The sequence below is a fragment of the Pseudomonas sp. NPDC087336 genome (genome assembly GCF_044744285.1).
Taxonomy (GTDB): domain Bacteria; phylum Pseudomonadota; class Gammaproteobacteria; order Pseudomonadales; family Pseudomonadaceae; genus Aquipseudomonas.
In genome coordinates this window covers 191554-204237 of the sequence record NZ_JBIUYA010000010.1, presented here as the reverse complement: position 1 = coordinate 204237, position 12684 = coordinate 191554, and the positions used below count along the sequence as shown (strand labels likewise).

12 protein-coding genes are annotated in these 12684 nt (G+C 60.3%); 3 read left to right on the top strand and 9 right to left on the bottom strand.

Annotated elements, in window-relative coordinates:
• A partial coding sequence (locus tag ACIO0C_RS13015) for a DEAD/DEAH box helicase (protein ID WP_401312407.1) occupies positions 1-1375 on the top strand: 1375 nt, incomplete at its 5' end.
• A gap of 75 nt (positions 1376-1450) precedes the next feature.
• On the opposite strand, the gene ACIO0C_RS13010 is transcribed toward ACIO0C_RS13015, so the two are convergent.
• The 8 genes from ACIO0C_RS13010 to minC form a co-directional block, all read right to left on the bottom strand.
• Positions 1451-3607 (bottom strand): mechanosensitive ion channel family protein, encoded by a 2157-nt coding sequence (locus ACIO0C_RS13010; RefSeq protein ID WP_401312404.1) that lies wholly within the window; start codon positions 3605-3607, stop codon positions 1451-1453.
• Between the two features lie 77 nt (positions 3608-3684).
• Positions 3685-3861, bottom strand: a complete 177-nt coding sequence (locus ACIO0C_RS13005) for a hypothetical protein (RefSeq protein ID WP_008056983.1) — start codon at positions 3859-3861, stop codon at positions 3685-3687.
• A gap of 54 nt (positions 3862-3915) precedes the next feature.
• The gene (locus ACIO0C_RS13000; RefSeq protein WP_046817960.1) at positions 3916-5205 is read right to left on the bottom strand and encodes a M18 family aminopeptidase; all 1290 of its coding nucleotides are present in this window, start codon (positions 5203-5205) and stop codon (positions 3916-3918) included.
• A gap of 78 nt (positions 5206-5283) precedes the next feature.
• Positions 5284-6375, bottom strand: coding sequence for a hypothetical protein (locus tag ACIO0C_RS12995; RefSeq protein ID WP_401312400.1), 1092 nt, complete (start codon positions 6373-6375; stop codon positions 5284-5286).
• 144 nt (positions 6376-6519) lie between these two features.
• Positions 6520-7155, bottom strand: coding sequence for an RluA family pseudouridine synthase (locus tag ACIO0C_RS12990; RefSeq protein ID WP_401312397.1), 636 nt, complete (start codon positions 7153-7155; stop codon positions 6520-6522).
• A gap of 76 nt (positions 7156-7231) precedes the next feature.
• A complete protein-coding gene (gene minE, locus ACIO0C_RS12985) occupies positions 7232-7486 on the bottom strand; it encodes a cell division topological specificity factor MinE (RefSeq protein ID WP_007974947.1) in 255 nt (84 codons plus the stop codon).
• A 3-nt stretch (positions 7487-7489) separates the two neighbouring features.
• Positions 7490-8302 carry a septum site-determining protein MinD gene (gene minD / locus ACIO0C_RS12980; RefSeq protein WP_008056976.1) on the bottom strand — a complete coding sequence of 271 codons (813 nt, stop codon included), beginning with the start codon at positions 8300-8302 and terminating at the stop codon, positions 7490-7492.
• A 200-nt stretch (positions 8303-8502) separates the two neighbouring features.
• Positions 8503-9240: a septum site-determining protein MinC gene (gene minC, locus ACIO0C_RS12975; RefSeq protein ID WP_401312393.1), complete on the bottom strand. Its 738-nt coding sequence runs from the start codon at positions 9238-9240 to the stop codon at positions 8503-8505.
• Between the two features lie 118 nt (positions 9241-9358).
• Here minC and ACIO0C_RS12970 point away from each other — a divergent pair, with 118 nt between their 5' ends.
• On the top strand, positions 9359-10291 hold the full coding sequence (locus ACIO0C_RS12970) for a lipid A biosynthesis lauroyl acyltransferase (RefSeq protein WP_401312390.1): 933 nt from the start codon (positions 9359-9361) through the stop codon (positions 10289-10291).
• 35 nt (positions 10292-10326) lie between these two features.
• Positions 10327-11499 carry a patatin-like phospholipase family protein gene (locus ACIO0C_RS12965; RefSeq protein ID WP_401312387.1) on the top strand — a complete coding sequence of 391 codons (1173 nt, stop codon included), beginning with the start codon at positions 10327-10329 and terminating at the stop codon, positions 11497-11499.
• A 128-nt stretch (positions 11500-11627) separates the two neighbouring features.
• Here ACIO0C_RS12965 and ACIO0C_RS12960 read toward each other — a convergent pair whose 3' ends face one another.
• On the bottom strand, positions 11628-12413 hold the full coding sequence (locus ACIO0C_RS12960) for an outer membrane protein OmpK (RefSeq protein WP_046817966.1): 786 nt from the start codon (positions 12411-12413) through the stop codon (positions 11628-11630).
• Between the last annotated feature and the right edge of the window lie 271 nt (positions 12414-12684).

Sequence of the window (12684 nt, the reverse complement as noted above, 5' to 3'; positions counted from 1 at the left end):
AATGCCGGGCGTCACTGTTGTGGCTGTCTACGGCGGCGCGCCGATGGGCCCACAATTGAAAGCAATCCGTAATGGCGCACAGATCGTTGTCGCCACTCCGGGCCGTCTGTGCGACCACCTGCGTCGCGACGAAAAAGTTCTGGCGACCGTGAACCACCTGGTTCTCGACGAAGCAGACGAAATGCTCAAGCTGGGCTTCATGGACGACCTGGAAGTCATCTTCAAGGCCATGCCGGAAACCCGTCAGACCGTATTGTTCTCGGCCACCTTGCCGCAATCGATCCGTGCCATCGCTGAGCGCCACCTGCGCGATCCGAAGCACGTGAAGATCCAGAGCAAGACCCAGACCGTTACCGCGATCGAGCAGGCTCACCTGCTGGTTCACGCTGACCAGAAGACTTCTGCCGTTCTCAGCTTGCTGGAAGTGGAAGACTTCGACGCCCTGATCATGTTCGTGCGCACCAAGCAAGCGACCCTGGACCTGGCCAGCGCCCTGGAAGCCAAAGGCTACAAAGCCGCTGCGCTGAACGGTGACATTGCCCAGAACCAGCGTGAGCGCGTGATCGACTCCCTCAAGGATGGCCGCTTGGACATCGTTGTGGCGACCGACGTTGCCGCTCGTGGCCTGGACGTTCCGCGCATCACTCACGTGTTCAACGTCGACATGCCGTACGATCCGGAATCCTACGTTCACCGTATCGGCCGTACCGGCCGTGCCGGTCGCGAAGGTCGCGCGCTGCTGCTGGTGACTCCACGTGAGCGCCGCATGCTGCAAGTGATCGAGCGTGTAACCGGTCAGAAGGTTGCTGAAGTTCGCCTGCCGGACGCTCAAGCCGTTCTGGATGCGCGCATCAAGAAGCTGACCAACAGCCTGTCGCCGCTGGTGGCTGAAGCCGAATCGACCCACGGTGATCTGCTCGATCGCCTGACCGCCGACATCGGTTGCAGCCCGCGTGCCCTGGCCGCAGCCCTGCTGCGCAAGGCAACCAACGGTCAAGCGCTGAACCTGGCCGCTATCGAGAAAGAACGTCCACTGGTGCCGAACAATGCACCGCGTGGCGATCGTCCAGAGCGTTCCGGTGATCGTCCTGAGCGTGGTGACCGCGAGCGTCGTGCTCCAATGCCACTGGGCGAAGGTCGTGCTCGTTGCCGTACCGCGCTGGGTGCGCGTGATGGTATCGCTGCCAAGAACCTGCTGGGCGCCATCCTCAACGAAGGTGGCCTGGCGCGTGAAGCCATCGGTCGCATCCAGGTGCGTGACAGCTTCAGCCTCGTCGAACTGCCGGAAGACGGTCTTGAGAAGTTGCTGAGCAAGCTGAAGGACACTCGCGTTGCCGGTAAGCAGTTGAAGCTGCGTCGCTACCGCGAAGATTAATCCGCTCCCGGGCTGATTGATCGAACGTAAAAAATCCCCGACTGGTTCGGGGATTTTTTTGTCCTGTGTTTGGGATTATTCCGCAGCTGGCCCACCACCCGCCGTCACCACCTGAATGCTCATGCGCGGTGTCGCCAGGTCCAGCCCGGCTTCATCCAGATGCCGTTTGAGCGACAGGTTGAACGCCCGTGAAACTTCCCATTGCTTGATCGGCGCGGTCTTGAACCGGGCTCGCAGAATCGCATTGCCGGACTCGAAACTCTCCACGCCCTGAAACTCCAGGGGCGACCAGATATTGCGCCGTTGCAGCGGATCGGTGCGCATTTTCTGGCCGACGTCGCGCATCAGCTTGATCGCATTGTCGATGTCCATGCTGGCAGGCACCGCGACCCGGAAGATCGCGTAGCCAAATTCCCGGGAGTAATTCTTGATGCTCTTGATTTCGCTGAACGGAATGGTGTGGACGATGCCATCGATGTCCCGCAGGCGTACGGTGCGAATGGTCAGGCCCTCGACGGTGCCCAGGTGTCCGCCGACGTCCACGTAGTCGTCGATGGCCAGGGAATCCTCGATGATGATGAACAGGCCGGTGATCAGGTCGGCCACCAGCGATTGTGCGCCAAAGCCGATGGCCAGGCCGATCACGCCGGCACCGGCCAGCAGTGGCGTAACGTTCATGCCCATGTTCGCCAGGGCGACAATCAGCGCGATGATGAAAATCGCCACGAACAGCACGTTGCGGATCAGCGGCATCATGGTCTGTGCGCGGGCGTTGGCCAGGCCTTTGCGCGAGCGGGTGAGGGCGTGATGCACGGCGGTGTCACTGAGGATCCAGATCAGCCAGGCAAAGATCAGCGTGCCGATAAGGCTGAACAGTTTGACGCTGACCTCATGGCCTTCGCCTTCGGTGAAGCTGATCAACGACATGCCCCAGACCCGCAGGCCCAGCTCAATGAATGCCAGCCATACCAACAGATGGGCGAGGGTATAGAAGAAGTTTTTCAGGCGTTCCGAATACAGTGCGTGACGTTTCGCGCCGCGTTGCGGTTTGAGCGCGTGGCGGCGCACCAGGCCATTGATGACCATGCACAAAACCAGCAACACGGTGCAGATCAGCGACTGGCGCAGCGCGGTACTGGTGTCGCCGGCCGAGACGAAGGTCGCGAACAGGGAAATCCCCACCAGCACCAGCGCCGGTACAAACCAGAAGGTGCCAAGAATTTCGATGGTGTCGCTCAGGGCGCGGCGTGTCAGGCGCCGGGACAGCGGCTGGTTGCGGATCAAGTGGGCAATCGGGCGGCGGAAACGCAGGATGAACAACCCCGTGGACAATGCCGCCAACACATTGGCCACCGTCGCTGCGGTGTGGGCCAGGTGCACGCCAAGGCTTTCCGTCAGGCGCGGGTCGTTCAGGGCTTCACCGAAAGCGGCGAAACTGCCGATCAACCACAGCGGGCGGAAGGCCTGGTGCCGCAGGATATACAGGGCCCTGTGACGGTGCGGGCCGTCGAGCAGGGAAAAGGCAATCACACAGATCGCGGAGAAACAGGTGCCGACCACCAGTGCGTAAGCCAGCACCATGGCCAGGCTTTTACCGAGTGACGATGGCAGGGCGTAACTCATGTAGACGGTGATGACCAGGGCAATCAGCCACGGCCCCAGCTTGCGCAGGGCGAAACGCAGCATGTCCAGGGCCCTGGGGTGCTGCGGCAGTTCTTCGGTCAGGCCGAAACGCATCCGGACTCGATGGCTGACCCAGATCAGCGCCGCCGCCAGCAGGCTCCAGACCATCAGGATCATGGCAAAGGCGAAGATGATCGGCAGCCACTCACTGGCCGGCAGTGCCATTGCCATCAATTCATCCTTGGCCAGGTCGAACTCGCTGGTCCAACGAGTGATCGGGCTGTCGGCCCCGGAGAATTGCTTTTCGAAACTGGCCAGGGTTCCGCCAATCAGGCCCAGCACGCCTTCTTCGGCGGCCGGTTGGGCTTTTTTGCTGGCATCGCGCAGCTTCTTCAGATCTGCCAGCAGTTTGCTGCGCTGTTGATCGTTCTCCAGCGACTTGATGACTTCGTCCAGGGATTGCCCAAGGGGTTCCTGCGCCTCGGGTTGGGTTTTTGCCGGGCTGCCAAGCAGGCTCGGCAGCCCGGCGGCCTGGGCAGGCGCTGGCGCCATCAGTGTCATCAGGCAGATCAGGAAAAGGCACGGCAGGGCGAACAGGCGAGCGAACACTAGGCGGTCAACCTCTGAATGGGCAGGTCGACCGAGTGTACGAGCCCGTCAAAACCAATGCGAGCGGGGGTGGGGATTTATTCGTTGAGTTTGGCGAGGATCTTGAAGATCACCGTGGCCAGGATCAACAGCATGCCGAGCCACATGGCGAGCACGCCAGCGTTCTTGTCGCGAAAATTGAAACCGACTGCCAGCATGATCATCCCGATAAGAATTGGGATGAGCATGGCGTGGAACGAGGACATTGTGATCATGGCGACTGCCTTGTCGAAAGGGATAATTGAAGTCTAGGTGGTTTTTGTAGTGCTCTACGGGAGCTCGCGGCAGGCGTAGAACGCACTGAGCACTTTCACCAGATGCGCCAGGTCGTGGCTGCCACACAATTCGCGGATCGAATGCATCGCGAAGGTCGGCAGGCCGATGTCCACGGTGCGCACGCCCAGGTGGCTGGCGGTGATCGGGCCGATGGTCGACCCGCAACCCATGTCGCTGCGCACCACGAAGCTCTGTACCGGCACTTCTTCGGCCATGCACAGGTGACGGAAGAACCCGGCGGTTTCGCTGTTGGTGGCGTAGCGCTGGTTGCTGTTGACCTTGATCACGGGACCGGCGTTGAGTTTCGGGCCGTGATTGGCATCGTGCTTGTCGGCGTAGTTGGGGTGCACGCCGTGGGCGTTGTCGGCCGAGACCAGCAGGGATTTCTGGATGGTGCGGACGAACTCGTCGCCTTCGGGCAGCAGGCGGCGCAACGTCTGCTCCAGCATCGGGCCGTCAGCGCCACAGGCCGAGCACGAACCGACTTCCTCGTGGTCATTGCAGACCAGGACGCAGGTTTCGTCGGTGTCGGTGGTCAACAGCGCTTGCAGCCCGGCATAACATGACAGCAGGTTGTCCAGGCGCGCGCCGGCGATGAAATCACCGTGCAGGCCGATGACGGCCGCGCTTTGGGTGTCGTAGAAGCTCAGTTCGTAATCCAGCACGACATCGGCGTTCAGGCCGTGTTCGCGGGCCAGCTGATCGGTGAGCACGGCGCGGAAATCCACACGCTCGTCACCGGCGAATTGCGCCAGTACCGGTGGTAGTTCGGTCTGGGCGTTGATTGCCCAGCCCATGTTGGCTTCACGGTTGAGGTGAATGGCCAGGTTGGGGATGATCGCGATCGGCGCCTTGAAGTCGATCAGCTGGCTCTCGACCTTGCCATCACGACGGAAGGTGACGCGACCGGCCAGGGACAGGTCGCGGTCGAACCAGGGTGCCAGCAGGGCGCCGCCATAAACTTCCACGCCCAATTGCCAGAAACCCTGGCGTTGCAGTTCCGGCTGGGGCTTGACCCGCAGGCACGGGCTGTCGGTGTGGGCGCCGACCAGTCGAATGCCGCCGTGCAGCGGCGAGTGCCGGCCCATCTTGATCGCGACGATCGACGAGTCATTGCGGGTGACGTAGTAGCGACCATTGGCTTCGGTGTTCCATGGCTCACGTTCGTCCAGGCGTTGGAAGCCCGCCGCTTCCAGTCGCTGAACAAGGCTGGCGGTGGCATGAAACGGGGTAGGGGAGGCCTTGAGGAAATCGATCAGGCCTTGGTTCAACTCTTCGCGCATAAGTAGCTCCAGACAGCAATGGCGCCAGTTTAACGTATTGGCCCGATGCATTGGACAAGAGCTTTCAGTGCCGGGTGGTCAATGATTCATCCGCTCGCGCAGGTAGGCAATGATGGTTTGTTCGTCGCCGGACCTGGCCGGGCGCGGCAGATGTTTTGGCCAGCGACCCTTTTCCGTACCGAAGAACTGTTTCTGTTGGTCTTCGTCCCAGCGCAGGATCTCCCGGGAAGCGGATTCCCACCACTCATGGCGGCACACTTCGTAGTAAGGATGTTCGGGTGCCGCGCTGCCATACAGCAGGTCACGACCAACCTTTTTCACGCTCTTGCGCTGGTTGCGCAGCTTCCACTTGATGCGCAGGCGTTGCCAGGGCGAAGGTACAGGCTTGCAGCGCGGGACTTCGGTGCACAGGGCCGGCAGTTCGGCACGGAACTGCTCGCCATGACGGGTGAAAAAGTGCTTCTGCATCGCATGGAAGAAGCGTTTTTCAGCGAAGTAGTGGTAAATGAACTTCTTCGCTTCCTGAACGGGCTGGTTGCGCATCGCGAACGACAGGGCGATTTGCTCGATGGTGTGGATATCGAACGAGCCTTGGGTCCATTCATCGATCAGGCGGATTGATTCTTCGAGCAATGGCGTATCACTGTCGGTGATACCGCACAGCCCGCTGTTGTACAGCTTGAAACTGTTGTTGGCCGAGATGCCATGGGCTTGCAGGCAGCGACCGAGCTTGACGTAGTCCGGGCGTTCGCAAACATAGCTCCAGTCGTACTCGAAACGGTCCATGACATAGCGCCCGGGCTCGATCCTTTCGAAGACGCGATGAGGCGATTCGAGAAACAGCGTATCGGTGTCGACGAACAGGGTCTTGTGCGCAAGCTTCAGCCCCTGGGCGATGGCGCAGGCCTTGCGTCGGTGGTGATAGCCGTTTACGCCCTGCCATTGGGCCAGGGTCTGCTCGCTCAGGGCGATGGTGTCGACCGGCCAGCCGGCATAATCCTCCGGGCGATCGGTCATGACCCGGATGCACAGCGACTCACCCCGTTTGAGCTGTGCCAGGGCGGTGAGCATGCTGAACTTGGCTTCGCGCCGGTAGACATCCTGGTTGCCATAGATGAGGTAGAGCAACTGGTGCGGTGTTTTCTCTAGGGGGGACAGCGCTTCGCGCATAAGTAGCTCCAGGCAACAGAGGCGTAAGTTTAACGTATTGGCCTGGGCCAACGCAGGCGCACTGTTGTCAGCAAATGTTGTAACGACAATTGAAAAACGCCCTTCAGTGCCAGGGCGTTTTCAATGCGCTTGCGTGTGACCCGCTCAAAACGGAGCAGGGCACTCGAAGCGCAGTCGCTCACCGCTTTGTGGGTGAGTGAAGCTGAGCATGCTCGCATGCAGGCAGAGGCGTGGCCAGGCGGCCAGGGCTTGCTCGTGGGCGTAGAGTCCGTCGCCCAGCAGCGGGTGACCGATCGACAGCATGTGCACGCGCAATTGGTGGGAACGGCCGGTGATCGGCGTGAGTTCGACGCGACACCAATCGCCGCAGCGCTCCAGCACGCGCCAGAAGGTCAGGGCGTGTTTGCCGAATTCATGGTCCACCACGTGGCGTGGCTTGGTCGGCGGGTCGTAGCGCAGCGGCAAGTCGATGCTGCCACTGTCGAGCGCCGGCTGGCCCCAGCACAATGCGGTGTAGGCTTTTTCGGTTTCGCGGTCGTGAAATTGCCTGGACAGTTCACGGTGTGAGTCGGCATCAAGGGCCAGCAGGATGATGCCGGAGGTTTCCCAATCCAGTCGATGGACGATTCGCGCTTGCGGGTAGCCGTTTTCCTGCAGGCGGGTAATCAGGCAGTCCTTGTTGTCGTCGGCCCGGCCGGGCACGGAGAGCAACAGGGTGGGTTTGTTTACCACCAGGACAGCGGCGTCCTCATGGATGATGTGGATATTGGACAGCGGCATCAAACAGCCTCGTTACAAACGCCAACGGCGGTTCAGGCCTGCTGGCCTGAACCGCCGTGGTTCCACCCGGATCGACTCAGCGATCTGGCAGGGTGATATTGAGTTCCAGAATCGAGCAGCTGCCCTGGCTTTCCAGTGCGACGTGTACGTCATCGGACCCGATATTGACGTACTTGCGAATCACTTCGACCAGTTCCTTCTGCAAGGCTGGCAGGTAATCCGGGGTACTGCGTTGGCCGCGTTCGTGCGCCACGATGATCTGTAGACGCTCTTTCGCTACCGACGCGGTGCTTTGCTTTTTGTTGGCACGAAAGAAGTCAAAAAGGTTCATTGTTTAGTTGCCTCCAAACAGGCGCTCGAAGAATCCCTTCTTCTGTACATCGAGGAAACGATGTTCCACGGTTTTGCCCAGCAGGCGGTCAACGGTATCGCTGTAGGCCTGGCCGGCATCGCTCTGGTCGTCGAGAATCACCGGAACGCCCTGGTTGGATGCTTTGAGCACCGCCTGGGATTCAGGGATCACGCCGAGCAGGGCCACCGAGAGGATTTCCTTGACGTCTTCGACGCCGAGCATTTCGCCCTTGCTCACACGCTCTGGATGGTAGCGGGTAATCAGCAGGTGTTCCTTGATCGGGTCTTCGCCGCGTTCGGCGCGACGGGACTTGCTGGCCAGCAGCCCGAGCATGCGGTCGGAGTCACGCACCGAGGACACTTCCGGGTTGGTCACGACGATCGCTTCGTCAGCGAAGTACATGGCCAGGTGGGCGCCTTTTTCGATACCCGCCGGGGAGTCGCAGACCACGAACTCGAAGTCTTCCTTGAGCTGCATCAGGACTTTTTCCACGCCTTCGACCGTCAGCGCGTCTTTGTCGCGGGTCTGGCTGGCCGCCAGTACGTAGAGGTTTTCCAGGCGCTTGTCTTTGATCAGGGCCTGTTGCAGGTTGGCTTCGCCGTTAACCACGTTGACGAAGTCATACACCACACGGCGCTCGCAACCCATGATCAGGTCAAGGTTACGCAAACCGACGTCGAAGTCGACGATGACTGTTTTGTGACCGCGCAGAGCGAGGCCGGTACCGATAGCGGCGCTGGTGGTGGTCTTACCCACACCACCCTTGCCGGATGTAACCACGAGAATCTTGGCCAAGGTGTTTCACCCCTAAGGAAAAAGGACTTTTAGCCCCTGAAAAACATCTCTTGAAAACTACAGCAGCGGGACAGCCTTGGCTGGAATATGGCCGCAGACGGCATTTACCCCCGGTAAACACTGTTTGTAGCCTGTTTCCTACTTCGTTTGAGCCGTTTTCGCTACGTTTTAGAGATGCTTGGAAAATGCGGCAGTATCCGTTAAAGCCGAATGATGTTCAACACGTCGCCTGACAGGCTGACCTGCACGCCCGAGCCCCACAAAGGGTCGCGGCGCAGATCTTCGGAAACCTTGTAATGACCGGCGATGGAGATCAGCTCAGCGCTCATTTGCTGGCAGAAAATCCGCGCCTTGGTGTCGCCCTTGACGCCGGCCAGCACGCGACCGCGCATCGGGCCGTATACATGGATGTTCCCATCGGCGAGAAGTTCCGCCCCCGGGCTGACCGAGGAGATCACCACCAGATCGCTGCCCTGGGCATAAATCTGCTGGCCACCGCGTACTGGCGAAGTGATGATTTTCGTCGGCTTGATGGTCGGTTCCGCTGGTTTTTCCGGCTTTTTCGCCACGACGCCTTCGTTCAGGTCCAGCGCCCGTTCACGGGCCCCGGACGGCGGCAGCACCGGCAGGTCGACCGCGATGGCCGCCGCGATGTCTTCGATGCGGCTGGCGCGGATGGCCAGGGTACGCAGGCCATGCTGGCGACAGATGCGCATAAGGCCGGGCAGATCGACGGTGCCGCCGTTGGCCGGGAGCTTGTCCAGGGCCAGGACCAACGGCGCGTTACTGAAGAAGTTCGGCGCCTGGGCGACCTTGGCGGCCAACTGCCGATCGAGGCCTTCAAGGTCATTTCGGGCCAGTTCCAGCACCGTTATGGCAAGCATGCTGCCCTTCAACTGGAACACGGGATCTTGGTCTAGCGGTTCGGTTTGGCTCATGGTCGGCATACAACGACTTGTCACTAAAAGTGCCGAGACTTATAACGAGAACGCCGGCGAGCCGCAAGCCGGGTCGAACGATGTAGAATGCGCGGCCAACGTCTTTTCGGAACCTTTAATGGATCGCCCGCGTTTTCGAACAACTTTTCTGATGCCGCGTTTCTGGCCGCTCTGGTGCGGCCTGGGGCTGTTATGGCTGATTGTCCAGCTGCCGTATCCTGCATTGCTGTGGATCGGTCGGGGCCTGGGTGCCTTGATGTATCGAGCAGCGGCCGACCGGCGGCGCATTGCCAAGCGCAATCTCGAACTGTGCTTCCCGGAAAAATCCGCAGCCGAGCGCAAGCGTCTGCTCAAGGAAAACTTCGCATCCACCGGTATCGCCTTCTTCGAAATGGCGATGAGTTGGTGGTGGTCGCGCGAGCGGTTGGCGAAACTGGCCCATGTCGAGGGCCTGGAGCACCTGAAGAATGCCCAGCGCGAAGGCAAGGGCGTGATCCTGATGGCCGTCCACTTCACCACGCTGGAAATCGGTGCGGCGCTGCTCGGCCAGCAGCACACCATCGACGGCATGTACCGCGAACACAAGAACCCGCTATTCGACTATGTGCAGCGTCGCGGTCGTGAGCGGCATAACCTCGATTCGCTCGCCGTGGAGCGCGAGGACGTGCGTGGCATGCTCAAGTTGCTGCGGGCCGGCCGTGCGATCTGGTACGCACCAGACCAGGATTATGGCGCCAAGCAAAGCATTTTCGTGCCGTTGTTCGGCATACAGGCCGCCACTGTCACCGCCACCAGCAAATTCGCGCGACTGGGCAAGGCGCTGGTGGTGCCGTTCACCCAGGAGCGCCTGGGGGACGGCAGTGGTTATCGCCTGGTGATCCACGCACCGCTCGAAGGCTTCCCCGGTGAAACCGAAGAAGCCGACTGCTTGCGCATCAACCAATGGATCGAAGGCGTCTTGCGTGATTGTCCTGAGCAATACCTCTGGGCCCATCGCCGCTTCAAGAGCCGTCCGCCCGGTGAACAGAAGCTGTATGCAAAACGCGGCTGAACGGCCGATCCCGAAATGCACCATGGAGTGTTGCGATGAGTCCTGCTGAACCCGTCACTGGGTTGATTCTTTCCGGCGGCGGGGCTCGGGCGGCCTATCAGGTGGGCGTGCTGGCGGCGATTGCCGAGTTGCTGCCCTTGGGCGCGGACAATCCTTTTCCGGTGATTGTCGGCACCTCCGCCGGGGCGATCAATGCGGTCAGCCTGGCCAGCGGGGCGATGGATTTTCGCGCGGCCATCGAGCGGCTGACGGCGTTCTGGCAAGGTTTTCGCAGCCACCTGGTGTTGCGCAGCGACTGGCCGGGCGTGATCAGCCAGGCCACCCGGTTCGTCAGTCACAGCTTGTTGGGCCTTGGCGCCCAGGTGCCCGTGGCGTTGCTCAACAGCTCGCCGCTACGCGGGTTGCTCGACGACAAATTGCACATGAGCGGCATTGCCCACGCCATCGCACAGAAGCAATTGCAGGCGGTTGCGGTCACGGCGTTCGGCTACGAATCCGGTCAGGCGGTGACGTTCTATCAGGGTGGCGGCACCATCGACGCCTGGTTGCGTCATCGGCGGATAGGCGTTCCCACACAATTGTCGGTTGACCATTTGCTCGCCAGTTCGGCCATTCCGCTGCTGTTCGCTCCAGTGAAAATCGGCGAAGAGTATTTCGGCGACGGCGCGGTGCGCCAATCGGCGCCCATCAGCCCGGCCCTGCACCTGGGCGCCAATCGGGTGCTGGTGGTGGGCGTCAGCGGTAACCCGCGCGGGGTCGACCCGGAACAACCGCTGCAACGCGCCTACACGGGTCAGCAGCCAACCCTGGCGCAGATCGGTGGACACATGCTCAACAGTACGTTCATCGATAGCCTGGAAAGCGATATCGAGCTCTTGCAGCGCTTGAATCAGTTCAGCCGCCTCATGCCCGATGGCACGCCGATCCGAACGCTGGGGGTGGCGCCAGTGGAGGTGCTGGTGATTTCACCCAGCCAGCCGATCGACGAGATTGCCGCGCGCCATCGCCAGGAACTGCCAGCGGCACTGCGTCTGTTTTTGCGTGGGCCGGGTGCGACGAAGACCAGTGGGGCAGGGGTGTTGAGTTATCTGCTGTTCGAGGCGGGGTATTGCAGCGAGTTGATTGATCTGGGGCGGCGCGATGCGTTGGCCAAGCGCGGGGAGATTTGCCGGTTTCTCGGGTTGGCGGAGCCTGTGGTTTCGGCTTGAGATTGGCGGCGTTGCATTCGCAGGCAAGCCCGCTCCTACAGTGATTGGCGTCGAACACAAAATCTTCGTACGACGAAATAACCTGTGGGAGCGGGCTTGCCCGCGAAGGCGTCGTTACAGACGCCGGATCAGAAGTGCACCTTGACCAGGAAGCTGGTCACGCTCTGATCCGTCTTGAAGCCCTGGCTGTCTTCGATACCGTACTTGTTTTTCCAGTAGTCATACTCGACACCCACGTACAGTTGCTTGGCGCCCAGGTTCAGCGCCTTGCCCAGGTCGTATTTGACCTGTGGGTTGAAGTGCAGGTTGGCGTGGTATTCGCCTTTGTCGTTCACGTCGTTGTCGACGACCCAGTCCATGAAGCCGTCGATCAGCACGTCCGAGTCACCCACCGGGATGGTGTAGGACCAGGCTGGAGTGATCTGCCAGACATCGTCACCCGGACGGTCGCCTTCGGTGTGACGGTTGTAGAAGTTCAGCTGGAAGTAGTCGAAGCCGGGGATGGCCAGGTCGAAACCCGGGCCGATCAGGTACGACTCGGTGTCGTCTTCGCCGAACTCATAGGTCATGGCCAGCAGCACGTCCTTGATCGGGCCGAACTCCAGCTTCTGATCGAAAATCTTGTTGAACGACAGGCGCGGGCTGAATTCGCCGTAGTGGGTGTTCTCACCTGCGAAAGAGTCTTCCTTGCCGTTGTAGAAGATTTTGTCGATGAAGAAGAAGTTGTCGCCGTATTTCCAGCCGTCGGCGTGTTCGAAGGTCACCGTCTGCTGGATGCGCGGGTTGACCTGGAAGTCCTTGCCATACAGGTAGGTCAGGCTGTTGTTCTGCCATTGCAGCAAGTCGCCGGCCATGGCCTGACCCCCCGCCAGCAACGATCCCGCCAGCATCAGGCTAGTGCACGTACGTTTCATTCGGTTGCTCCCAAAAAGTAGTGGTTTCACGTTATTTTTTTAAGGTCGACGCTCTGGTGTGGCGCCTTATTCTGTAGCTGCAAAAAATCATCCATTCGGTCAGCTTTGTGCTGTTAGCAAGAGCTGCGCCAAGGCTTTCAAAAAACAAAAAAACTCCCGCTCGGCTGCTCAAAAACAGTCGATTGAGAGTGGTTTGGGGATGCCTTGGTACCGTCCAGAGCCGGGATAAGTTGGCTTTCTGGTCAGGAATTAAATCCGGGCTTTTTTTTAA

Bases quoted from the DNA above. Each gene is read 5' to 3' on its own strand.
- ACIO0C_RS12995 (WP_401312400.1), bottom strand. From the start codon at position 6,375: ATGCGCGAAGCGCTGTCCCCCCTAGAGAAAACACCGCACCAGTTGCTC.
- ACIO0C_RS12965 (WP_401312387.1), top strand. From the start codon at position 10,327: ATGAGTCCTGCTGAACCCGTCACTGGGTTGATTCTTTCCGGCGGCGGG.
- ACIO0C_RS12990 (WP_401312397.1), bottom strand. From the start codon at position 7,155: ATGCCGCTGTCCAATATCCACATCATCCATGAGGACGCCGCTGTCCTG.
- ACIO0C_RS13005 (WP_008056983.1), bottom strand. From the start codon at position 3,861: ATGATCACAATGTCCTCGTTCCACGCCATGCTCATCCCAATTCTTATC.
- ACIO0C_RS12960 (WP_046817966.1), bottom strand. From the start codon at position 12,413: ATGAAACGTACGTGCACTAGCCTGATGCTGGCGGGATCGTTGCTGGCG.
- minE (WP_007974947.1), bottom strand. From the start codon at position 7,486: ATGAACCTTTTTGACTTCTTTCGTGCCAACAAAAAGCAAAGCACCGCG.
- ACIO0C_RS12970 (WP_401312390.1), top strand. From the start codon at position 9,359: ATGGATCGCCCGCGTTTTCGAACAACTTTTCTGATGCCGCGTTTCTGG.
- ACIO0C_RS13000 (WP_046817960.1), bottom strand. From the start codon at position 5,205: ATGCGCGAAGAGTTGAACCAAGGCCTGATCGATTTCCTCAAGGCCTCC.
- minC (WP_401312393.1), bottom strand. From the start codon at position 9,240: ATGAGCCAAACCGAACCGCTAGACCAAGATCCCGTGTTCCAGTTGAAG.